Raw genomic sequence first — 23,453 nt, forward strand, 5'->3', positions numbered from 1 at the left:
TAGGTGAAGCGGCACCCTTCGACAAGCGCCGGAGGGCGGCTTTGTGGGTTTGCGTGCGCTCTTCCCTGCGCTACGCCATTCAGTGGGATCATTGATGCCGCAGGAAGGAATGGCATGAGTGAAGTGAAGGGGCGACTGTTCGATTACAGACCTTTCGGTCCGCGCGATCCGCATGAAACGCATCGCGCAGCAACGCCGCTGGAGCTGTTTTTCGATCTGGTGACTGTGATCGCGATAGCGTCCGCCGCTGTGGGCCTGCACCACGGCATCGCGGAAGGGCACGCCATGCAGGCGTTGCCCGTTTTCATGGTGGCGTTTTTCGGGATCTGGTGGGCCTGGATGAACTACACCTGGTTTGCCTCGGCCTATGACAACGATGGCCCGATCTATCGACTGCTGACGTTCTGGATCATGTTCGGGTTTCTGTGGCTGGCCGCGTCGGTTCCGCGTTTCTTCGATGGGCTGGATATTACTTTGCCGGTTATGGCCTATGTCGTGATGCGGATCGGAATGATCGCTCTGTGGCTGATCGCGGCGCGCAACGATCCATCGCATGCGACCACCGCTCGGCGCTATGCCGCTGGGATCGCTGTCGCGCAGGTGCTGTGGGTGGCGCTTGCCTGGTTGATGGTGCCTGGGACGGCGGTGTTTTTCGCGGTACTGGCACTTGCCGCTGTCACCGAACTGATGGTTCCGGTTTATGCTGAGAGGGCCGGCATGACCCCCTGGCATGACGATCATATTGTTGAACGGTATGGCCTGCTGATGATTATCCTGTTGGGGGAAATCCTGCTGGCAGGCTCGGCATCGCTGGCCAAAGGGGGCGAGGAGATTGGGCTGGCATCGCCATTGTTGCATGTGGCGCTGGCATCGCTGGTGATCGCGTTTGCGATGTGGTGGCTCTATTTTTCCCGCGACGATCACTTGCGCGTTCATACCGAGCATGAAGGTCTGCATTTCCAGTGGGGTTATGGCCACCTGATCCCTTTCGCGGCGACCGCTGCTGTCGGTGCAGGCTTCGGGGTGCTGGTCGATATCGTCACCGGCCATGCTCACATCCCGTTGCGGGCGGGCGATATCGCAGTGGCTGTGCCACTGGCGCTTTACATGGCCGGGCTGTGGTTCGTGCGCGATCGGTTCGTGCTCGATGGCGGTGCCCGCGCGGTTCTTCCCGTATTCGCTGTGCTGGTGCTGATTGCAGGCGCGCTGATGCCTGCTGCGCTGGAAAGTATGGCAGTGTTGAGTGTGCTGGCGGTATTCGTTCGCAGCGCGATGGCCACGCGGGCCCGTCGCCGGATACGTGCAGAGAGCTGAGCGACAAGCGGCGATGGGTATAACTACGAGTGGCGACCTGTACGACCGGATGATCCGTCTGGCAGCCGAAGCGCATCCGAACGAAGCCTGCGGCCTGCTGCTAGGCAAAGGCGCGCATGTTCACACCATAGTCGCTACCGCCAATGTCCACCCTTCGCCCGCGACGCATTTCGAGATCGATCCGCAGGCGCTGATCGACGTGCACCGTGCCGCGCGGGCGGGCGGGCCGGACGTGGTGGGATACTTCCATTCCCACCCGCATGGGCCACCTGCACCGTCCGCCACCGATGCAGCGATGGCATCGGGCGACGGGAGGGTGTGGGCGATTTTCGGGCAGGGGCAAGTGCGCTGGTGGCGCGATCTGCCAGATGGATTCGCTGCCGTCGATTGCCGTATCGGGTAGAGCCGACGCCTACCGGAAGACGACAGTTCGCACTCCGTTGAGGAACACCCGCCGTTCCGCCACCCAGCGAACAGCGCGGGCCAGCACCCGCGCTTCGATATCGCGACCGATCCGCACCAGATCGTCTTGCGTGGCGCGGTGGTCCACCCGTTCGACATCCTGTTCGATGATCGGTCCTTCATCCAGATCGCTGGTCACGAAGTGCGCGGTCGCGCCGATGAGCTTCACGCCTTGGCTATGCGCCTGATGATAGGGCCGCGCGCCTTTGAAACTGGGCAGGAAGCTGTGGTGAATGTTGATGCATTTGCCCGCCAGCCTGTCGACGGTGGTTGATGACAACACCTGCATATAGCGCGCAAGCACCAGATAATCGGCCCGCAGTTCTTCATGCAGGGCGAGGATTCTCGCCTCTTGGGCATCTTTACCCTCAGCGCCGATGGGCAGATGATGAAACGCGATTCCATGCCATTCGGTCAGATCGCGCAGGTCCGGGTGGTTGGATACGACCCCGACGATGTCCACCGGCAGGTTGCCCGTGCGCCAACGGTGCAGCAGATCATTGAGGCAATGGCTGCCCTTCGACACGGCAACCAGCACCCGCGGACGCTCTGCCGCGGCGACGAGTTCCCAACGCATCCCATACTGCGCGGCAATCGGGGCGAACCCGTCGCGCAATTGTTCTATCCTGTCGGGAAAGGCCGGTCCCGCTCCGGCAAATTCGACCCGCATGAAAAAGCTGCCGAGAGCAAGGTCGGCATATTGCTGGCTATCGAGGATAAATCCATCGTGGGCTGCCAGGTGCGCGCTGACCGCAGCAACAATGCCGACCTGGTCCTTGCACGAGAGGGCCAGAATATATGATTTGTCTTCGCACGAATTGTCCATGAGGAGGAGTAGTTGCCGGGAGACGAGCGGCCCGCAACCAAGAATTTCTACATGCAAGCGGGGCGCGATGTCGCATCGAACAGAAACTGCGGGTGGAACGGCGCGAAAGTTCGTTTAAGGATTGTTCACCAAATGCTCCAATCGTCAGGAGACGACGACTTCAAATGAACGATACCGACGCTCTCGATCTCGCCAGCTTGCTGTGCTCTCGCCTGTGCCACGATATGCTGTCGCCTGTGGGCGCGCTTAACAACGGGCTGGAATTGCTGGCTGACGAGCGCGATCCGGAAATGCGCCAGCGGTGTATGGAACTGCTCGAACAAAGCGCGAGGACGACTGCCGATAAACTCAAGTTCTTTCGTCTCGCATTCGGGGCCGCTGGAGGTTTCGGGGAAGCCGTGCCGGTGGACGAAGCGAAATCGGTGATCGAATCGCTGGTCGCGTCGGCCAAACGCGTTGAAGTGCACTGGGCGCTTTCCGCCGATCGCTTGCCTAAACCGGCGGTCAAAGTGCTGCTCAATCTGGCACAAATCGGGCTGGATGCGCTGGTGCGGGGCGGGACACTGGATATCGGCGCGGAACTGCGCGACGGCACCAGCGAAATCGTCGTACGCGCTGCGGGGCCGAAAATCGCCTTCGACGAAACTATCGGCAAGGCGCTGGAGGGCGGCCTGGATGGCAGTGAGATTACCAGCCGCACCGCTGCCGCCCATATGCTGGCCCTGCTGGCGGAACGCGCGGGCGGCGGGCTGCAATATGCCTTGCATGACGATGCGCTGGTGCTCGGCGCGGTACTACCGGAGGACTGATGGCCGACGAGCTTGTCCATCGCGAACGGCTGTCGCCCAATTGCAACGAGCGTAAGCTGCCGATCTCGATGGTCGTGCTGCATTATACCGAAATGGAAAATGCGGAGGTTGCGCTCGACCGGCTATGCGATCCGCAGGCCGAAGTCAGCGCGCACTACCTGATCAGCGAAGCGGGCGAAGTCGTCCGTCTGGTGCCGGAAGAGCAGCGCGCATGGCATGCGGGGCAATCGTACTGGCGCGGGCATCGCGATGTGAATTCGGCCAGTATAGGGATCGAGCTGGACCATCCGGGCCACGCGCTCGGCTATCGTCCGTTCAGCGATGCCCAGATCGATGCGCTCGTCCCGTTGCTGGCGCGGATCGTGAAGCAATACGATATTCCGCGCGCCAACGTAGTGGCCCATTCCGATGTGGCGCCTGCACGCAAGGTCGATCCGGGCGAGCTGTTTCCGTGGGACCGGCTGGCGGAATATGGCCTCTGCCTGCCCAAGCCGGAAAAGCTGGAGCGTGGCGATCCGTTCGATAACGATGCGGCATTCTACCTCGCGCTCGAACGGTTCGGTTATGACATTACAGACGGTCATAAAGTGGTGGAGGCGTTCCAGCGCCGCTGGCGGCCAGAGCGGATTGACAGCCAGATCGATGGTCAGGTGCGGGCGATCCTGTTCCAGTTGCTGCTCGACCGCGATCGCGGCCTTTCGCGCTAGGTGTTTTTGATTCAGATCAATGTCGCTGCATTCGCCTGATGAGACAGGACGCAGGAAACGCTATGAAGGAGTGACAGATGGCGCATACCGAATTCAAGGACTGGCCCGCGATGGCCGCCAATCTCGTTCCCGCGATCCGCGAACTGCACAAAGGCGCGCCGGGCGTGATGAAGGCCTTTCGCGACATGGGCGCTGCGGCGCACGAAGGCGGGGCTCTGGATGCCAAGACCAAGGAATTGCTGGCGGTGGCTATCGCAGTGGCGACGCGGTGCGATCCCTGCATCACGTTCCATGTCGAAGGCGCGCGCAAGCACGGCGCGTCACGTGAAGAGATCGCAGAAACAATGGGGCTGGCGGTGTATATGGGGGCCGGGCCGAGCGCGATGTACGCGGCGCAGGCACTTGAGGCATACGATCAGTATGTCGACAAGGCGGCTGAGTAACGCTGCGCGCTCTTCCCACCGGGGATACGTGCCTCTATATGCCGCTCCGTCAGGGGGCCGGGCAGCCGCGTGCGGGGCAACCCGTGTCGAGGAAAGTCCGGGCTCCACGAAGCAAGGGTGGCGGGTAACGCCCGCCCGGCGCAAGCCGAGGGAAAGTGCCACAGAGAGTATACCGCCGATGGAGGGAAACCTCACAGGCAAGGGTGAAAGGGTGCGGTAAAGGCGCACCGGGGCGCTGGTGACAGGGCCCGCATGGCAAACCCCACCCGGAGCAAGGCCGAATAGGGGCGGCGCGCCTTCGCGAAAGCGGGGCAGGTCTGTTTCGGACCCGACCGCCCGGGTTGGCTGCTTGAGCGTACGGAGCAATCCGTCGCCCAGATGAATGGCTGCCACTGCCGATACGGTCCGGCATGTTCGGATACCGTCGGCGGTACAGAACCCGGCTTACAGGCCCCCTGACACCTGCACTTTATCCGGCTGTGCCGGAGAATATTACGGGCAGAGTGTTTCCGTTTCGATCGTGATCGTGCCGTCTTCGCCTCTGACTGCCTGAATCGTGCGGCGCGATGTCCCCTCCAGCGCCAGAGCTGTCAGGCGTCCGGTGTTATAGGCACCGGTATCGATGCCGATCCGGTTGGCGCGCGCATCGACCTCGGCACTGATCGTATGGCCATGCACGATCATGTGTTCGTGCGGCGCATCATATGTGATGAATTCTTCGCGGATCCACATCAGGTGATGGCGCTTCTGCTGTTCCAGAGGAACGCCGGGCGCGATCCCGGCATGGACGAACAGATAATCGCCAGCCAGATGGTGCGTGTCGAATGCGGCAACAAAGGCGCGATCTTCCTCCGGGATGACCTTGTGCATGATGTCCTGCAATTCATCGAGCGTGGCGTTGTCGTATTCCTTGCGCTTCACACCATAGCTCATCACCGTTTCCCGGCCGCCGTGGCGCAGGAAATGGCGTAGCATTCCAGTATCCTCGAATGCGGAGAGGAACATTTCCTCGTGATTGCCGGCCAGCAGAGTGGTGGGGCGTTCGGCCTGTAGCTGGCGGGCGCGAGCGATGACACCGGCGCTATCCGGCCCACGGTCCACCAGATCGCCCAGCAGCACAATGCGTGTATCGGCAGGGGTGCGGGCGGTATCGTCCTGAGCGATCGCGTCCAGCAACGCATCGAACAGCGCCCGTTGCCCGTGGATATCGCCTACCGCGTAATAACGTGTGCCTGCCGGCACGGCAGCGATTACCGGGGCGGGTGTATTGGAACGAAAGAGGCGACGGAGAGATGATAGCATAACGATTGGGCCGGAAGTGCTTTGCGCGCGCGGCACGCAGGCGCCACATAGGCGAGAGCCCTATGGCGGGCAATGGCTGACGCTGGAATGAACCACCCTCTGATGCCTAAAATCAACACTATGCAGGTGATTTACGATAGTTGGCGACATTTTTCTTGTGCGCTGCAGCATGTCCATGCACATTTATTGTGCATTTACCGCAGATTTCCGCAATCAAAGATGGGAACGGGTGGATACGCAGGTAGGGACGAAGGCACAAACTTAAAGGAGTTTGCCATGCTCACGTCCATTCGCAGCCTTGCCGCTGCAACGATTCTCAGTTCGTCCGCCCTCCTCGCAGCGCCTGCTTTGGCGTCCGACAACGGTGGAGCGATTGTCGATACATCGGTCGATGTGTCGTCGCTCGATACCGTGTCGCTGAACGCCACTCCGGCTGCGACCGGCGCTATCGGCGCCATTTCTCTCGACAGCGATGCGCTGTCTTCTGCCGATGCCGCGACATCTCTCGAAACATCGGGTGCGGTTATCCGCACCAGCCAGCCGGTCGAAGACAGCAACAAGGCAGGCGAAACCGGCCTCACTGTATCGGGCAGCGTAACGCTGGTGACCGATTACCGCTTCCGCGGCGTGTCGCTTTCGGCGGGCGATCCGGCGATTCAGGGCGGCATCACAGTCACCCACGACAGCGGCGTGTATGTCGGCACCTGGGCATCTTCGATTGCGGGTGGTTCGTCATATGGCGATATGGAGCTCGATCTGATCGCCGGGTGGAGCGGCGATGTATCCGATGGCGTCACGTTCGACATCGGCATGGTCTATTTCGTCTATCCGACCAACGACGGTGCCTTCGACCCGGTCGATTACTGGGAGCCCTATGCCACCGTCAGCACCACTCTGGGGCCGGTCGAGGCAAGTCTGGGCATCAACTATGCCTGGAAGCAGGACTCGCTGGGCGGAAACGACAACCTCTATCTGCATGGCGAACTGGGCGTCGGCATTCCCAATACGCCTGTCTCGCTTTCGGCTCACCTCGGATACACCAGCGGGGCGCTCGCACCGGATTACACCGCCGGGCTCAGCACCGACAAAACGGCGTGGGACTGGTCCATCGGGGCGAGCATGACTGTGCTCGACAAGCTGGAAATCGGTGTGTCGTACATCGGCGTCGAAGCGCCGCAGGCCAAGGCGCTGGGTGTGGACGATGGTTCCACCGATGGCACAATTGTCGGCACGCTGGGCGTCAGCTTCTGATCCCGACCGACAGCGTTTAAGGGGGGAACGGGGGGCCATTGCGTCCCCCGTTTTTTGTCCATCTTCCGTATGGGACTTGTGCAGAGGGTGGATGGGCTGCGATGGGGGCACTGAATTGGAGATTCCCCGATGACGACCAAGTTCCTGCATGCCATGATTCGCGTAACCGACCCCGACGCGACGATTGCGTTTTTTAACCTGATCGGCCTGGAAGAAGTCCGCCGCTTCGACGTCGAAGCAGGGCGCTTTACGCTGATCTTCCTTGCCGCGCCGGGGGAGGAGGGCGTTGCCGAGGTTGAGCTGACCTACAACTGGCCACCCGAAGACGGTTCCGCCCCTGAAACGTATGATAACGGTCGCAATTTCGGCCATCTCGCTTACCGCGTCGATGATATCTATGCGACGTGCCAACGGATCATGGATGCCGGGCATACGGTTCACCGTCCGCCGCGCGACGGGCATATGGCATTCGTGAAATCGCCCGACGGAATTTCGGTCGAACTGCTGCAGGATGGCCATCTCCCGCCGCAAGAGCCTTGGGCAAGCATGGAAAACACCGGTACCTGGTAATCCGGGTGAGGCGGCTCGCGGGCGACTTTGGTCGCAAACGGGCCGCTTGCGCTGGCTTTAGCGCGATGAATTTGCGAAGGGCGCGGGTATGGTAACCACGCTCGTTCTCATCTTCATCGTCGCTTACATATTCATCGCGCTGGAAGAACCCACCGGCGTCAACAAATCCGCTGCCGCTCTGATCGGGGCAGGTCTGTTGTGGACCGTGTACGCCCTTGCTTCGGCAAGCCCGGATATCGTTGACGAGAACCTGTCCGAATCGCTGGTCAACACCGCGCAAATCGCGTTCTTTCTGCTGGGTGCGATGACGGTGGTCGAGGTGGTCGATGCCCATGATGGCTTTGCTGTCATCACATCCCGTATGCGAGCGCAGACAATGGCCACATTGGTGTGGTTCATCTCGTTCGTCACGTTCTTCCTTTCGGCCGCGCTCGATAACCTTACGACGACGATCGTGATCGTCTCGCTGGTTCGCAAGTTGCTGAAAGAGCGGGAGGATCGCCTGTTGGTGACCGGCATGGTGGTGATCGCCGCCAATGCAGGCGGTGCGTGGTCCCCCATTGGCGACGTGACCACCACGATGCTGTGGATCAACGGCGAAGTGACCACGGCTGCGATCACCAGCAAGCTGATCCTGCCGAGCCTTGTCAACATGCTCGTCCCGCTGATGATCGTCAGTTACTGGCTGCGCGGACGCAAGGTCGTCGCGCCCGATCCAGTGACAGTGGGTGCCGGTGATGAACCGATTTACGAAACCCCTGCTCTCGAACGCAATGTGATGTTCGCGCTGGGGCTGGGCACATTGCTGGCGGTGCCGGTGTTCAAGGGGATTACCCATCTGCCGCCGTTCCTCGGCATCCTGTTCGGATTGGGGCTGGTGTGGGCGGTGGGCGATCTGATGCACCGCGACAAGCCGTGGGAAGAACGGCAGCAGGTGACAATCGTCAACGCGCTGGCGCGGATCGATATGAGTGCCATTACCTTCTTCGTCGGTATCCTGCTGGCGGTGGCGACACTGGAACATGCCGGGGTGCTGGCCAGTGTGGCGCAATGGCTCGATACCGAAATCGGCAGGCTGGATGTGATCGTGATGGTGTTCGGCGCAGTCAGTGCCATCGTCGATAACGTGCCGATGGTGGCTGCAGCGATGGGTATGTACCCGATGGACCTTTACCCGCAGGACAGCTTCCTGTGGGAATTCATGGCCTATTGCGCGGGAACGGGCGGATCGATCCTGATTATCGGTTCTGCTGCGGGCGTAGCAGCGATGGGCATCGAGAAGATCGATTTCCTGTGGTATCTCCGCAAGTTCAGCCCCCTGGCAATTCTTGGCTATCTTGCCGGAGCGAGTATCTATCTGCTGGAAACCGAGGCGCTGGTGAGAGTGGCCGGAGGCTGAACCGGCGATGGCATCGCCGGTGCCGTTTCTGGCTGAATAGCGGGTGGCTACATAGCCTGTCGCCACTCGCTGCGGAGTGAGACATGGACCACATGTTACACTGTCCTGAGCCGAAAAAGTCAGGCCTTTGCATGAGGGCGTAAGCCGACCGGAGTTGGCGGCAATTGCCCTGATACCATGCGCGCTGACCATGCCCCGTCATGCCAGTTGCCCGCCGTGTAGGACAGCAAGGCGTTAAGGGGCAGTCAGTGGCGAGCCTCAGGGCGGAGGGAGAACCCGTTGAAGCGGCGGTCAGTCTTTGCTCGCGCCCTCACTGGCATCGGCCTGCGGCGCCAGACGCAGGAGGGTGTAGCCAATTGCGACCGATATCAGTGTGCCCGTCAGCACGCCCAGTTTCGCCTGCTCGAACAATTCGTTGTTGTTGGCGAATGCCATCGTGCCGATAAACAGGCTCATCGTGAACCCGATCCCGCATAATGCGGCCACACCCCAGATGTGCATCCATGTTCCGCCGGCCGGTGGCTTGGCAATGCCGAGCCACTTGGCGCCGAGTATCGCGCTAAGGATACCGGCCTGCTTGCCCAGAACCAGCCCGCCGGCAATGGCCAGCGGCAGCGGCGCGAAGAAGCCGTCCAGCCCAATTCCGCGCAGATCGACCCCGGCGTTTGCGAAACCGAACAGGGGAACCACGAGATAGGCGTTCCAGGGGGCCAGCCCATGTTCGGCCTTGACCAACAGGGGGTTGCCCTTGCGGTTACGCATCGGAATCATCAGCGCAGCAACAACCCCGGCGATGGTGGCGTGGACGCCGGAATTGAGCACACAGACCCACAGCACGATCGCTGCCAGCGCATATACCATCAGGTTATCGACCCGGCGCATGTTCATCACTGCCAGAATCGCGACGACAGCGACCGAGGCGATCAGCCACATCGCCTTGACCTGAGCGGTATAGAACAACGCGATGATCGCCACTGCGCCGATATCGTCGACAATCGCGACAGTGAGCAGGAACAGGCGCAGCGATTGCGGCACTCTGTTGCCCAGCAGGCCGACGATGCCCATCGCGAAGGCGATATCCGTCGCCGCCGGGATTGCCCAGCCCCGCGAGAGAACGGGATCGTCACCGGCAACGAGTATGAAAATCACGGCGGGGATCGCCATGCCGGCCGCAGCAGCCAGCACGGGCAGGCGGCGGGCCATCGGATTCGACAAATCGCCTTCGACCAGTTCGCGCTTCACCTCCAGCCCGACCACGAAGAAAAACACTGCCATCAGACCATCGTTGATCCACAGGTGCAAATTATCCAGCTTGGGCACCGGTGTGAATGGCAGCGTTGCATGGAACAGCGAGTGATAGGCATCGGACAGCGGCGAATTGGCGATGATCATCGCGGCAATTGCCACCAAAATCAGCAAGATCCCTTCGCGAGCATCGGAAACGAATAACGCCTTCACCGGGGCAATGGTGACGGCCTTTACCGGGGCGACAACGGCGGCGAGCGGGCTGCGATGTTTGGACATGAATGCTGTCTTTGAACAACTGGATCATTCGTTGCAAGCGGAAGCTTGCTCCTTTAGGTGGGTAAGTAATGATTCGCCAAAATGATAAATAAGAAATGTTAAATTCATTAATTTTGACGACATGCGTTTTTATAAATGAATTATCCACATTATCAATTATAATATTTATTATAGGTTTTATTGATGAACTTATAATAGATTTAATTTGGATTCGCCTTGCGGTGAAGATGCGCTGGCAATCCCGCACAATAAGGATAACCGATCGGTTGGGTGAGAGTGTGTCGGGCAACGCCGCAGTATTCGTGGCTGCCTGGCGCGAAAGCCGTGTAATCGGGCCAACCTTGCGCCATATGACGCGACAATGGGGCGATGGTGCACTGACTATCTATGTCGGATGCTACCCGAACGATCCGGCCACCATCGATGCAGTCATGCAGATTGCGGCATGTGATCCGCGTATCCGACTGGTGATAACCGATCATGCCGGGCCTACGACAAAGGCCGATTGTCTCAACCGCCTCTATCGTGCGCTGTGCGATGACGAGAAGCGATCGGGCGTACCATTTCGCATGGTCGTGATCCATGATGCCGAAGACATGGTGGATCGGGCGGCGATGGATGTGTTCGACCGGGCGATCGATACCTGTGCTCTTGTGCAATTACCGGTGATCCCCGCTGCGCTGCCCGATTCCCGCTGGATCGGTTCGCATTACTGCGAGGAATTTGCCGAAGCGCATACCAAGACAATGCTGGTGCGCGATGCGATCGGCGCAGGCATTCCAACGGCGGGGGTCGGCTGTGCCATAGCCCGGCCAATGCTCGGCAGGCTTTCCGCCCGGCGCGGAATGGATGGTCCGTTCGATGATGACAGCCTTACCGAAGACTACGCACTTGGCCTCGAAATTGCCGCGATGGGCGGGCGCAGCCGGTTTATCCGTTGCCGCGCGCCGGATGGCCGACTGGTGGCGACGCGCGCTGCCTTTCCCAGCCGGCTGGACATGGCGGTGCGCCAGAAGGCCCGCTGGATTGAGGGGATATCCTTCCAGTCGTGGGATCGGCTTGGCTGGGGCCGGACCATGCTGGACACATGGATGCGGATGCGCGACCGGCGCGGGCCGCTGGCGGCGCTGGCACTGGTACTGGCCTATCTGACAATTGTATGGAACGGAGTGGTTCTGACTCTTGGGCTGGCAGGTGTGAACTGGCCGCCGGAGGCCACATTGCTTTCTCCAGCGATGCGTGCGTTTCTCTGGCTGATGCTGTTCGGGGTGATCTGGCGGGCCATTTTCCGCTTCGGCTTCACTGCACATGAATATGGTCTGGCAGAAGGGGCGCGCGCATTGATGCGTATCCCGGTAGCGAACATTATCGCCATTATGGCTGGGCGACGCGCGCTGTGGAACTATCTGCGGACGTTACGCGGACATACGCCGCGCTGGGACAAGACCAGCCACCAGGTTCACCCGGATATGCCCGATGCCGGGGCCACGGCATGACGGGATTGCGGTGCGCGTCGCAGCGACGTGGCAGGCCGATCGTCGCTTTCGCAGGGTTGCTGGCGGTGTGGATCGCCATTCGTCTTGCCGTGTGGAACTGGCCGACCGATGAGGCACATCGGCCCGTCGGATCGGCGCCATCTGTCTCTCTGCCAATCCCGCGCGCGCCAGATGACACCCCCTTCATGATGGTATCCCCGATTGGCAGTCCTGTAGGCAGCCCTGAGAGAATGGCGACACCGAACAGGCGCGTGGCCATCGGATCTAAATGGAGGGCAACCGCAAGGTCGGTGGCGGTGCGGGGGCGCATGGCGCCCGATACGCCCCCCGTCGCTGTCGGCACCGCAGCGGCTTCATGTCCGGCCTGTTCTCCACATCGCCAGCAGCGTGTTTCACCAGCTGCCCCGACCTCTCCTGCCACGCAGCCCGCGCACCGGGCGGCGCAAGTGCCGCTCTGGCGAATCGATAGCTGGGTTTTCTATCGCCCGACCGCGTCGTTGCGACGGTTCGCGTCCAGCGGCAACCGTCCGTCGACGTATGGAGGCAGTCAGGCCGGGATCGTGCTGCGTCGTGCGCTATCGCGCGACGACCATCGGGCATTTCTCTATACCCGGCTGACCGCCACCCCCGCTCAGCCGCGCCAGAGCGAGCTGGCGATCGGTATCGGGGGGAAGCCGCTGCCCGATGTGCCCTTGCAGATGCAGGCCGAAATGCGCGTATTCGATCAGGGCGGCCAAACCGAGGCACGCCCCGCTCTCGCTGCTGTGGCGGAATTGCCCGCGACACAACTCCCGCTCGGCGGAACGGCAACGGGCTATCTCCAGTCGGGTTACGTAGGGGGAGGGTACGCCACGGCGTTTATCGATGGCCATTTGCGGGTCGAACGCGAAGTGGCCACTACATCCACTGCGCGCCTGTTCGTTGGTGGCGGTGTATGGGGCGGGGTGCAGCGCGGTGCGGGGAGGCTCGATATCGGGCCATCGGTGGCCGTGAACTGGGATACCGGGCCGGTTCCCTTGCGTCTGGCATTGGACTACCGTCTTAAACTGGCAGGTGACGCAGACCCGCCAGATGGCGTTGCCGTAACGCTTTCTGCGGGTTTCTGATCACACGGCACTTCCAACCGTCGCACCATGCGACTAGGGATTCGCTATGGACGTATACCTCCCGATCGCGAACCTGTCGGTCAACGGGCTGGTTATCGTCCTGCTCGGTGCGCTTACGGGTGTCCTGTCGGGCCTGTTCGGGGTGGGCGGTGGCTTCCTGACGACGCCGCTGATGATCTTCTACGGTATTCCGCCGACAGTCGCGGCCGCTTCTGCTACGACGCAGGTGACCGGGGCCAGCGTGTCGGGGGTTATCGCGCACAGCCGCCGGGGCGGTGTCGATTACCAGATGGGTGGGGTGACCGTGGTCGGCGGTATCCTCGGCACAGGGCTTGGGGCCTTGTTGTTCAACTTCCTCGAATCCGTCGGCCAGATCGATACCGCGATCAATATTCTCTATGTCGTTCTGCTGGGCACGATCGGCACGCTGATGGCCAAGGAATCGTGGGGCGCGATCAAGGCCAGCCGTTCTGGCGAAGGGCGTCCACGTGCGGCCAAGCGGCGGCACCACCCGCTGGTCGCCAGCCTGCCGCTGCGCTGGCGGTTCTATCGCTCGGGCCTGTATATCTCGCCGCTGGCGCCGCTGCTGCTCGGCATGTTCGTCGGCATTCTGACGATGCTGATGGGGGTGGGCGGCGGCTTCATCCTCGTGCCGGCGATGCTCTACATTCTGGGGATGAGCGCGGGTGTGGTTGTCGGCACCAGCCTGTTCAACGTCATGTTCGTGACGATGGTATCGACCATGATGCACGCGTTGACGACGAAGGCGGTCGATATCGTGCTGGCGGCGCTGCTGTTGCTCGGTTCGGTGTCGGGCGCGCAGCTCGGTTCGATGCTGGCGCAGAAGGCCAAGCCTGAATCGCTACGTTTCATCCTCGCCGCCATCGTGCTGCTCATTGCCTTGCGGATGCTCTATGGCCTGAGCGTGCGGCCAGACGAGATTTTCACGGTGATCCCGCTGTGATCCGTATCGGTTTCCTGTTCGCGGCATTGCTGATGCTGACCGCTGCGCGCGAACCGATACTTGTGCCCGAAGTGAGCCAGCACGAAATTCAGGTGCAGCAAGGGTTCACCGGCACCAACCTGCTGCTGTTTGGCGCTGTGCTCGACCCGGCGGGAACACGCGCCGCACGCGGATACGATATCGTCGTCGTGCTTAAGGGGCCGACCGAAGCGGTGCGTATCCGCGAGAAGAGCCGGATCGGCGGCATCTGGGTCAACGCCGACAGCACCGATTTCCGCTCCGCCCCGTCGTTCTTTGCGGTTGCTGCTTCGCGTCCGGTGAAGGACATCGTCGATGATCGCACTGCGGCGATTTACGAACTCGGCAACGATTACATCCAGTTATCCCCATCGGGCACGATCAACCCGGAAGAACAGGTCCGCTTCACCAGCGGTCTGGTCGATCTGAAACGTCGCAAGGGGTTGTACAAGGAAGACATGCACGGTGTGAAGCTGAGCGGGGGGGTGCTGTATCAGGCGCGTATCGCGCTGCCTTCCAGCGTGCAGACCGGGACATATACCGCGGAAACCTTTGCCATTTCCGATGGTCGTGTCGTCTCGTCCGCTATTGCCAAGGTCGATGTACGGAAAGTGGGCTTCGAACGGTTTATCGAGGTGTTCGCCCAGATATGGTCGTTCTGGTACGGGCTGCTGGCTGTGGCGCTTTCCACCGCGATGGGCTGGATCGCGGGCCGGTTGTTCGCGATGGGCTGATGCCGCCTCAGCGGCGGGCTGGCTGCCGTTGACCGCATCTTAACCCTGTCTCCTCTAGATACGCGTCGGGGGAACCAATTGGGGACAGGTTCGAGAATGACCGACATGAGTGCACCGGGGCTTCGCGAACAGGCGGCCTCTACCGATCATCTTCTGGGCGATGGCGAAAACAATGCCTCGCAGCCGATCGGCGTTTTGCTGGACGTTGCGGGGGCGGGGTCGCAGATCGCGCTCGACCTCCAGCGTTTGAACGAATGCATGAAGGATGAAGATCCTTCGGTGGCGCTGGCCGGGCAAGTCGGCAATCAGGTCAAGATCCGCGTGGGCAACGCATGGCTGCTCGCCAGCGTCCGCAATCAGAGGCAGGACAGGCGGCAGAACGGCGGGATCATAGCCGATGTCGATTTTCTGGGCGAAGGGCTGGAAGAGAAGTTGACCGGGCGGATTAATGCATTCCGCCGTGGTGTAACTCGCTATCCTATACCAGGTGCCTACGTCTATCCGGCGACGACTGCCGACCTGCGCCAGATTTACGCGTCGGACGGTCGCACTTCGATCCCGATCGGCACTGTCTATCCCACCCGCGATATCCGCGCAGGGCTGTATGTCGATGCGATGCTGGGTAAGCATTTCGCACTGCTCGGTTCGACCGGCACCGGCAAATCGACCAGCGCCGCGCTGATCCTGCACCGCATTTGCGAAGCGGCGCCGGAAGGGCATATCGTGATGGTGGACCCGCACGGCGAATATGCCGCCGCTTTCAAGAACAACGGCATGGTGCTCGACGTCAGCAACCTGCAGATGCCGTACTGGCTGATGAATTTTGAAGAGCACTGCGAAGTTCTGCTGACCCGTACGGGCAACGACCGGCAGATGGATGCCGACATTCTCGCCAAATGCCTGCTCCGCGCCCGGTCGAAGAACCGGCTGGCGGAAAGCATGGGCAAGATCACCGTCGACAGCCCGATCCCCTATCTCCTCTCGGACCTCTCGAACGAGATCCAGAACGAGATGGGCAAGCTCGACAAATCGACCAACACAGCGCCCTATATGCGGCTGAAGACCAAGCTCGACGAACTGAAGGCCGATCCGCGTTACCAGTTCATGTTTTCCGGCATGCTGGTGGGCGATACGATGGCCGACTTTCTGTGCCGCATCTTCCGTATGCCGGGCGACGGCAGGCCGATTTCGATCATCGACGTATCGGGCGTTCCGTCCGACATCACCAGCACAGTGGTTGCGGTATTGAGCCGTCTGGTGTTCGATTTTGCCATCTGGGGCCGGGACGAGAAGACCCGCCCGATCCTGCTGGTTTGCGAAGAGGCCCACCGATACGTGCCGAGCGAGAAGCATGCCGACGATTCCAGCGTTGGCCGCATTCTCAGCCGTATCGCCAAGGAAGGACGCAAATACGGCATCAGCCTGGGCCTTATCACACAGCGGCCGAGCGACCTTGCCGAAGGGGTGCTGTCGCAATGCGGCACGATCATCGCGATGCGTTTGAACAACGAGCGCGACCAGTCGTTCGTGAAGGCGGCGATGCCCGAAGGGGCGCGCGGTTTTCTCGATTCGATACCGGCGCTGCGGAACCGCGAATGCATTGTGTGCGGCGAAGGTGTGGCGATCCCGGTGCGAGTATCGTTCGACAATCTGGAAGAGGCCAAGCGCCCCGCGTCGGAAGACCCCAGTTTCGTCGATCTGTGGCGCCAGTCGGGCGGCGAGGAAGACCGCGTCCACCGCATCGTCCAGCGCTGGCGTTCGCAGGGCGGCTGAGCCTTACCGCTTCCTACCGGGGCAGGGGGCGGTGTCGCTCATGTTCCGCGTGTGTCCCCGTACAGATGGATGTGTAGCCGGTCGCTGATGCGGAAGCCGTGCTGCAGACACAAAGCCGCGAGCCAGCGTTCGCGTTCCCGCAAAGTGGCGCTGTCGATCCCCTCGGGCATCAGGAACACGCGCGCGGGCGGGATATGGTATGTGCGGACCAGCGCCACCGCTTCATCGACATCGTGGGGCGTGGCGATCACGAACTTGAAGAACGCGCGCGGTTCGCCTGCCCAGTGGTGCAGCCGTTCGGGCACCAGCGCCAGATCGGCGGGATTGCCGCTGTGCGCCAGCTTGGGGCTGACGTTGTACTGATCGACATGGATATCGAGCCGCGCGGTCGGGGCGACTGTGCCGTTGGTTTCGATCTCGACCCGGTGATCGGGCAGCAGACCGACCAGTTCGGCCAGCGCGCTTGCCTGCAACAGCGGTTCTCCTCCGGTGATGACGAGGCGGCGCGGGGCGAGTGCGGCGATCCGCTCGGCCACATCCGCCACCTCCAGCGTTAACTGGTTGGCTTTGCGGTCGAAATCGACAGTATCGCGGTGCGGGCGATTGTCGCCTGCGAACCGCCAGGTATAGGCGGTGTCGCACCACTGGCAGGCGAGGTTGCACCGGCTCAGCCGCACGAAAGTGCTCGGCTGCCCCATGCTTTGCCCTTCGCCCTGCAGCGAAGCGAAGATCTCCGCTTCGCCCGGTGCCTGGGTCGCCAGCACCAGCTTCATCGTTCAGCCTTTGCAGGGTGAGGCTGAACAAGTGTTACACATGTTACACTGTCCTGAAGAAGAAAAACCTGCCCCGGGCCGTATGGTGCAAACAGGTGTGTGCCATCGTGGCGACAGAGGCGGGCGGAAGCAGTCATCGCCGCGCCATCGCACATGGCGGCGGATTAGGAAAATGGTTTGCGGGAGGGGGTGGGGGTGGGGGTTGGCGGTTGCGCTCGTCACATCAGTCGTGGCGGGGCGAGGGTGGGCCGTGGATTGCCACGTCGCCTGCGGCTCCTCGCAATGACGAGGGGAGGGCGGCGAGAGTATTGGCCAATCATCGGCAGTTCGCCCTCACCTCTGAACCAAACCCACTCCGTGCCTTCGTGCCTTCGTGTGACACACTATCGCCCGACGCTCCCGCCCGTCATATCAGTCGTGGCCGGGGCAAGGGCGGTCCATGGATTGCCACGTCGCCTTCGGCTCCTCGCAATGACGAGGAGAGGGGGGTGAGGGAGGACGAGGGGGAGGGAACATCCGCCACAACGTCACCCCGGACTTGATCCGGGGTCCAGCTCCCCCTTGCGGCGTTGTGTCTGAAGAAAAGCTGGGCCCCGGCTCGGGGGCCGGGGCGACGGGTCGGTGGGTTTTGTGTAGTGCTTCGAGGGGGCAGGCCCTGAGGACGACACCCGCTCAGTGAGTGACCCGCTCAGCACACCACTCCACCGCCATTCGTCATTGCGAGCGGAGCGAAGCAATCCATGGGCTGACGGTTGCACCTATCACAACGGTCGCGGTGGGGGCGAGGGCGGTCGATGGATTGCCACGTCGCCTTCGGCTCCTCGCAATGACGAGGGGAAGGGCGCGATAGTATTAGCGGAGCATCGGCAGTGCGGCCCCCTATCCCCGAACCAAACCCACTCTGTGCCTTCGTGCCTTCGTGTGACACACTATCGCCCGACGCTCCCGCCCGTCATATCAGTCGTGGCCGGGGCAAGGGCGGTCCATGGATTGCCACGTCGCCTTCGGCTCCTCGCAATGACGAGGAGAGGGGGGGTGAGGGAGGACGAGGGGGAGGGAACGTCCGCCACAACGTCACCCCGGACTTGATCCGGGGCCCAGCTTCCCCCCTTGCGGCGGTGCGTATGACGGGCGCTTACCCCAGCCTTGCCAGCGCCGCTTTCAGCCGTTCCGCCTCTGCCGAATGAGCGGCGTGATCGGCGCGGGCTTTCTCGACCGCTTCGGGTTTGGCGCGTTCGACGAAGTTGGGGTTGGACAGCCGCCCTTCGAGCGACTTGGCCTCTTTCTCCGAAGCCGCCAGCGCCTTTTCCAGCCGGGCCTTTTCCGCGGCGATATCGACCACGCCTTCCAGCGGGATCACGAACACGTCGTCACCCGCGGTGACTTGCATCGCCGCCCCGGCGGGCGCTTCGCCCACGTGCAGCGGGGTCAGGCGGGCGAGGCGTTCGATCGCTGCCGCGCTGCGTTCGATCGTGCGCGTCGCAACGTCGGACGGGTTGGCGACCCATGCTTCCAGTTTGGCCCCCGGCGCGATGCCGAGTTCGTTCTTCGCCGCGCGGGTGGCGGTGGTCAGGTCGATCACCCAGTCGATTGCCGCCTTCGCCGCCGGATCGACGCTGGCGCGCGGATCGGGCCATTTGGCGACGATCAGATCGTACTGACGCTCGCCCTGCGCGTGCCACAGTTCTTCGGTGATGAAGGGCATGAACGGGTGCAGCATCACCAGAATCTGATCGAGCACCCACCCGGCCACGGCGCGGGTTTCGGTGGCGGCGGGGGAATCCTCCTCCGCACCCAGCACGGGCTTGATCAGTTCCAGATACCAGTCGCAGAACCGGTCCCACACGAAGTGATAGACGGTGTTTGCCGCGGCATCGAACCGCAGATCGGCCATCGCCGCATCCAGCTTCTCAAGGCATTCGGTGACTTCACCGATGATCCATGTGTTGACGGCAAGACGGCTTTCGGGCGCGGCCAGCGTATCGCTCGCGCCGATGCCGTTGGACTGGCAATAACGGGTCGCGTTCCAAAGCTTGGTCGCGAAGTTGCGGTATCCTTCGACCCGGCTCTTATCCATCTTGATGTCGCGGCCCTGGCTTTCCATTGCCGCCATGAAGAAGCGCAACGCATCGGCGCCGTATTCGTCGATCAGGCCCAGCGGATCGACCACGTTGCCTTTCGATTTCGACATCTTGCTGCCGTCGTCCGCGCGGACAAGGCCGTGGAGGTACAGCCGCTTCCACGGAACTTCTCCCATAAATTCAATGCCCTGCATCGCCATGCGCGCATCCCAGAAAAACAGGATGTCGAACCCGGAAATCAGCAGATCATTGGGGTAGTGCTTCTTGAGCAGCTCTGTCTGGTCGGGCCAGCCTAACGTAGCGAAGGGCCACAGCGCGGAGGAGAACCATGTGTCGAGGACGTCTTCGTCCCGCTTGAGCGTGACGTCTGCGCCCGCCTGCGCCTGCGCGGCTTCCTCGCTCTCGGCAACGTAGATGCTGCCATCTTCAGCGTACCAGGCCGGAATCCGGTGTCCCCACCACAACTGGCGGCTGACACACCAAGGCTGGATGTTTTCCATCCAGTTGAAGAACGTCTTCTCCCAGCTCTTGGGGACGATTTCGATCTTGCCGTCGCGCACCGCCTGCATCGGCGGACCGGCCAGTTTCTCGGCATCGACATACCACTGATCGGTCAGCCAGGGTTCGATCACCACGCCACCGCGATCCCCGAACGGGGTCTGGATCGTGCGCGGTTCGGCATCGTGTTCGACCGCGTTGCCTTCCTTGTCGGTGGTGACATGCGGGATCAGGCAGCCCAGTTCCTTCATCCGCGCGACCACCAGTTCGCGCGCGCCATCCTCGCCATCGCGGCGGAAACGGTGGAGGCCGATGAATTCAGGCGGCACCAGCCCGTCGGCCGTCTGGCACACGTTGGCTTCGGCATCGAGCATGTTGAGCATGTCCGCCGCAGCGAACCCGGCGCGGCGACCCACTTCGAAATCGTTGAAATCGTGGCCCGGCGTGATCTTGACGCAGCCCGATCCCAGTTCAGGATCGGCGTGTTCATCGGCCACCACCGGGATGCGGCGGCCGGTGATCGGCAGGACGATGTCCTTGCCCACGACACTGGCATAGCGTTCATCCGCCGGGTTCACCGCCACCGCCATATCGGCCAGCATGGTTTCCGGGCGCGTGGTGGCGACTTCGAGATAATCCTTGCCATCGGCAGTGGTGACGCCATCGGCCAGCGGATATCGGAAATGCCAGAAGCTGCCTTTGACTTCGCGCGTTTCGACTTCGAGGTCGGAAATCGCGGTCTTCAGCTTCGGATCCCAGTTCACCAGCCGCTTATCGCGGTAAATCAGCCCCTTGGCATGGAGATCGACGAACACCTTGATCACCGCTTTGGTGAAATGCGGGTCCATCGTGAACTGTTCGCGGCTCCAGTCCATCGAACAGCCGAGGCGGCGGAGCTGGCCGGTGATCTGGCCGCCGCTTTCCTCTTTCCATTCCCACACTTTTTCCACGAACTGTTCGCGGGTGTAATTGGTGCGCTTGTCCTGCCGCGCCTCCAGCTGGCGTTCGACGACCATTTGCGTGGCGATTCCCGCGTGATCGACGCCGACCACCCACAGTGCATCTTTGCCGCGCAGACGTTCGTACCGGATCACAATGTCCTGCAAAGTGTTGTCGAGGGCATGGCCAATGTGAAGCGAGCCCGTGACGTTCGGCGGTGGGTTGACGATTGTGAAGGGTTGCGCGTCGGGCCGCTCGGGCCGGAAGGCGCCCGTGCTTTCCCAGTGCTGATACCACCGTGCCTCAATCGGGGCCGGGTCGAATGTCTTGGCGAGCTCGCTGGTCATGATGACGGGCGCTTTGCCAGCGCAGCGCGCGAGGCGCAACGCCCATGTGCAAGCGAAATCCCGCGCTTGTCGTCGAGACGATTTACCCGCATAGGCAACAGGGCATGACCGAAGGGGCAGAATTTTCCATCGAGGATACCGACGGGGGGCAGCGGCTGGTGCTGCGCGGGCCCTACCTCGTATCCACTGTCGGCGCGGTCGATAGCGATCTGCGCGCACTGACCGGGCCGTTTTCCGAAATCGATATTTCCGAAGTTACGGAAATCGATACTGTGGGGGCGTGGATCGCGTGCACTCTGGCGCGTGAGACCGGGGCAGAGGTTACCGGGGCAAGCGATCGGGCCAAGCGGTTGCTGGGCGCTGTCGAGGATATCGACGACGATATCGATGTGTCGCCCCAACGTCTGCCATTCGCACAGCGCGTGTTCGGCAGTGTGGGCGATCAGGTTTTCGCGATGGGTCGCGGTGTGCTCTATGCGCTGGGCTTCTTCGGTGCGTTCATCGCTTCCATTTTCAGTCTGATACGCCATCCGCGCCGCTTCCGCATGACGGCGCTTGTCCGCCAGTTCGAGCTGGTGGGCGTGGCCGCGCTGGGCATCATCGGGCTGATGAGTTTTCTGATCGGAATCGTCATCGCGCAACAGGGCGCCGTTCAGCTCGCTCAGTTTGGCGCGGAGATGCTGACTGTGAATCTGGTGGGCCGGATCACTATGCGCGAACTGGGTGTGTTGATGACCGCGATTATGGTTGCGGGTCGCTCCGGCTCTGCCTTCGCTGCACAACTCGGTACGATGAAACTGACCGAAGAAATCGATGCGATGCGGACAATCGGGATTTCCCCGATGGAGGCGCTGGTCGTGCCACGCGTGCTGGCGGTGACATTCATGATGGTGCTGCTCGGTTTCTATTCCTCGGTCATGGCGATCATTGGCGGGGCCACGGTGTCGGGTTTTTCGCTGGGCATCCCGTTTGGAACATTTCTTTTGCGAATCAAAGAAGTGGTGCCGCTGACCGATTTCTATGTCGGCTTGATAAAGGCACCGGTATTCGGCCTGATCGTCGGCCTGACCGGCTGTTACCAGGGGATGCAGGTGCAGGGTAATTCCGAAGATGTCGGCCTGCGGACGACGAAGGCGGTGGTGCTCGGTATCTTCTCTGTCATCGTGCTCGATGCGTTTTTCGCGGTGTTCTTCACTTCGATAGGGTGGGACTGATGACTGAGGCCGACGCCATCGACACTCAGGATGAACAGCCGGACAATAGCCAGCAGGCGGGCCGCGAGCAGCGCTATACCGGCGAATACCCTATCGTGGTGGAAGGCCTGACCAACCGGTTTGGCGATCAGGTGGTCCACGAAGATTTGTCGCTCAAGGTGCGGCGCGGCGAAATTCTCGGTGTGGTCGGCGGTTCAGGCACCGGCAAATCGGTGCTGATGCGCTCGATTATCGGCCTGCAAGTGCCGCAGGAAGGGCATATAGAGGTCTTCGGACGCTCGATCACCGATGCCGATCCGGACGAGACGCTGGGCGTGCGTAACCGGTGGGGCGTGTTGTTTCAGGGCGGGGCACTGTTTTCCACTTTGACAGTGGGCGAGAACGTGCAGGTGCCGCTTAAGCAGTTCTACCCAGAGATAGGGTCCGAGCTGCTCGACGAAATCGCCCGGTTCAAGGTCGTGCTGACGGGGCTGTCCGCGGAAGCGGCGGCGAAGTATCCATCCGAACTGTCGGGCGGTATGAAGAAGCGCGCCGGGCTCGCCCGTGCGCTGGCGCTCGACCCGGAACTGCTCTTTCTGGATGAACCGACGGCAGGGCTCGATCCGATCGGCGCGGCGGCGTTCGACCGGCTGACACGCGAACTGGCCGATACGCTGGGGCTGACGGTGTTTCTGATTACCCACGATCTCGATACACTGTACGAAATCTGCGACCGGGTGGCGGTGCTGGCGGATAAGAAAGTGATCGCCATCGGCACGATTCCCGAATTGCTGGAAAGCGATCACCCGTGGATCGACGAATACTTCAACGGCCCGCGCGGCCGGGCGGCGAAAGACAGCCATGATCGCGCAAAGGCCGATAGCAAAGCGATAGACAGCGCCCCGGACAAGGGGGCATAGGAAG

General features: G+C 61.7%; 20 protein-coding genes and 1 other RNA gene. 16 read left to right on the forward strand and 5 right to left on the reverse strand.

What is annotated here, in order from left to right; all coding sequences use genetic code 11:
- Window positions 1–114 precede the first annotated feature (114 nt).
- Window positions 115–1,314, forward strand: a complete 1,200-nt coding sequence (locus D6858_RS08810; RefSeq protein WP_120109108.1) for a low temperature requirement protein A — start codon at window positions 115–117, stop codon at window positions 1,312–1,314.
- A gap of 13 nt (window positions 1,315–1,327) precedes the next feature.
- On the forward strand, window positions 1,328–1,717 hold the full coding sequence (locus D6858_RS08815; protein WP_120109110.1) for a M67 family metallopeptidase: 390 nt from the start codon (window positions 1,328–1,330) through the stop codon (window positions 1,715–1,717).
- Between the two features lie 9 nt (window positions 1,718–1,726).
- Here the strand turns inward: D6858_RS08815 and purU are convergent, their stop codons facing one another.
- Window positions 1,727–2,602: a formyltetrahydrofolate deformylase gene (gene purU, locus D6858_RS08820; protein ID WP_120109112.1), complete on the reverse strand. Its 876-nt coding sequence runs from the start codon at window positions 2,600–2,602 to the stop codon at window positions 1,727–1,729.
- A gap of 164 nt (window positions 2,603–2,766) precedes the next feature.
- Between purU and D6858_RS08825 the strand changes: the two genes are divergently transcribed.
- The 4 genes from D6858_RS08825 to rnpB all read left to right on the forward strand — a co-directional run bounded on the left by D6858_RS08825 (window position 2,767) and on the right by rnpB (window position 5,024).
- On the forward strand, window positions 2,767–3,411 hold the full coding sequence (locus D6858_RS08825; protein ID WP_120109114.1) for a histidine phosphotransferase family protein: 645 nt from the start codon (window positions 2,767–2,769) through the stop codon (window positions 3,409–3,411).
- On the forward strand, window positions 3,411–4,118 hold the full coding sequence (locus D6858_RS08830) for an N-acetylmuramoyl-L-alanine amidase (RefSeq protein ID WP_120109116.1): 708 nt from the start codon (window positions 3,411–3,413) through the stop codon (window positions 4,116–4,118). The genes D6858_RS08825 and D6858_RS08830 overlap by 1 nt, the downstream gene beginning before the upstream one ends.
- Before the next feature lie 77 nt (window positions 4,119–4,195).
- Complete coding sequence (locus D6858_RS08835; protein ID WP_120109118.1) at window positions 4,196–4,561, forward strand: carboxymuconolactone decarboxylase family protein; 366 nt, start codon at window positions 4,196–4,198, stop codon at window positions 4,559–4,561.
- 49 nt (window positions 4,562–4,610) lie between these two features.
- Window positions 4,611–5,024, forward strand: an RNA gene (gene rnpB, locus D6858_RS08840) — RNase P RNA component class A.
- Between the two features lie 29 nt (window positions 5,025–5,053).
- Here the strand turns inward: rnpB and D6858_RS08845 are convergent.
- Window positions 5,054–5,803: a metallophosphoesterase family protein gene (locus D6858_RS08845; protein WP_338067287.1), complete on the reverse strand. Its 750-nt coding sequence runs from the start codon at window positions 5,801–5,803 to the stop codon at window positions 5,054–5,056.
- Window positions 5,804–6,139: 336 nt separating this feature from the next.
- Between D6858_RS08845 and D6858_RS08850 the strand changes: the two genes are divergently transcribed.
- From D6858_RS08850 to nhaD, 3 genes are all read left to right on the forward strand, one after another.
- The gene (locus tag D6858_RS08850; protein WP_120109122.1) at window positions 6,140–7,114 is read left to right on the forward strand and encodes a TorF family putative porin; all 975 of its coding nucleotides are present in this window, start codon (window positions 6,140–6,142) and stop codon (window positions 7,112–7,114) included.
- A gap of 129 nt (window positions 7,115–7,243) precedes the next feature.
- A complete protein-coding gene (locus tag D6858_RS08855) occupies window positions 7,244–7,684 on the forward strand; it encodes a VOC family protein (protein WP_120109124.1) in 441 nt (146 codons plus the stop codon).
- Window positions 7,685–7,772: 88 nt separating this feature from the next.
- Entirely contained in the window at window positions 7,773–9,083 is a 1,311-nt protein-coding gene (gene nhaD / locus D6858_RS08860) for a sodium:proton antiporter NhaD (protein ID WP_120109126.1), read from the forward strand.
- A 291-nt stretch (window positions 9,084–9,374) separates the two neighbouring features.
- On the opposite strand, the gene nhaA is transcribed toward nhaD, so the two are convergent.
- Window positions 9,375–10,607, reverse strand: a complete 1,233-nt coding sequence (gene nhaA / locus D6858_RS08865) for a Na+/H+ antiporter NhaA (protein WP_120109127.1) — start codon at window positions 10,605–10,607, stop codon at window positions 9,375–9,377.
- Window positions 10,608–10,702: 95 nt separating this feature from the next.
- On the opposite strand from nhaA, the gene D6858_RS08870 reads away from it, so the two are divergent.
- From D6858_RS08870 to D6858_RS08890, 5 genes are all read left to right on the forward strand, one after another.
- Window positions 10,703–12,103 carry a glycosyl transferase family protein gene (locus D6858_RS08870; RefSeq protein ID WP_120109129.1) on the forward strand — a complete coding sequence of 467 codons (1,401 nt, stop codon included), beginning with the start codon at window positions 10,703–10,705 and terminating at the stop codon, window positions 12,101–12,103.
- Between the two features lie 446 nt (window positions 12,104–12,549).
- A complete protein-coding gene (locus D6858_RS08875; protein ID WP_133305266.1) occupies window positions 12,550–13,209 on the forward strand; it encodes a hypothetical protein in 660 nt (219 codons plus the stop codon).
- Window positions 13,210–13,255: 46 nt separating this feature from the next.
- Window positions 13,256–14,173, forward strand: a complete 918-nt coding sequence (locus D6858_RS08880; RefSeq protein WP_120109134.1) for a sulfite exporter TauE/SafE family protein — start codon at window positions 13,256–13,258, stop codon at window positions 14,171–14,173.
- Window positions 14,174–14,205: 32 nt separating this feature from the next.
- Window positions 14,206–14,925, forward strand: a complete 720-nt coding sequence (locus D6858_RS08885; RefSeq protein ID WP_102153564.1) for a TIGR02186 family protein — start codon at window positions 14,206–14,208, stop codon at window positions 14,923–14,925.
- 96 nt (window positions 14,926–15,021) lie between these two features.
- The gene (locus D6858_RS08890; RefSeq protein WP_120109136.1) at window positions 15,022–16,698 is read left to right on the forward strand and encodes an ATP-binding protein; all 1,677 of its coding nucleotides are present in this window, start codon (window positions 15,022–15,024) and stop codon (window positions 16,696–16,698) included.
- A gap of 38 nt (window positions 16,699–16,736) precedes the next feature.
- Here the strand turns inward: D6858_RS08890 and D6858_RS08895 are convergent, their stop codons facing one another.
- The gene (locus tag D6858_RS08895; protein ID WP_120109138.1) at window positions 16,737–17,471 is read right to left on the reverse strand and encodes a 7-carboxy-7-deazaguanine synthase QueE; all 735 of its coding nucleotides are present in this window, start codon (window positions 17,469–17,471) and stop codon (window positions 16,737–16,739) included.
- A 1,135-nt stretch (window positions 17,472–18,606) separates the two neighbouring features.
- Complete coding sequence (locus tag D6858_RS08900; RefSeq protein WP_120109649.1) at window positions 18,607–21,336, reverse strand: valine--tRNA ligase; 2,730 nt, start codon at window positions 21,334–21,336, stop codon at window positions 18,607–18,609.
- 104 nt (window positions 21,337–21,440) lie between these two features.
- Between D6858_RS08900 and D6858_RS08905 the strand changes: the two genes are divergently transcribed.
- Together D6858_RS08905 and D6858_RS08910 are read left to right on the forward strand one after the other, a co-directional pair.
- Window positions 21,441–22,550, forward strand: a complete 1,110-nt coding sequence (locus D6858_RS08905) for an MlaE family ABC transporter permease (protein ID WP_120109140.1) — start codon at window positions 21,441–21,443, stop codon at window positions 22,548–22,550.
- Window positions 22,550–23,449 (forward strand): ABC transporter ATP-binding protein, encoded by a 900-nt coding sequence (locus D6858_RS08910; protein ID WP_120109142.1) that lies wholly within the window; start codon window positions 22,550–22,552, stop codon window positions 23,447–23,449. Before D6858_RS08905 ends, D6858_RS08910 begins: the two co-directional genes overlap by 1 nt.
- Window positions 23,450–23,453: the final 4 nt, after the last annotated feature.

It is taken from the genome of Tsuneonella suprasediminis (genome assembly GCF_003605755.1).
GTDB classification, from domain to species: Bacteria; Pseudomonadota; Alphaproteobacteria; order Sphingomonadales; family Sphingomonadaceae; genus Tsuneonella; species Tsuneonella suprasediminis.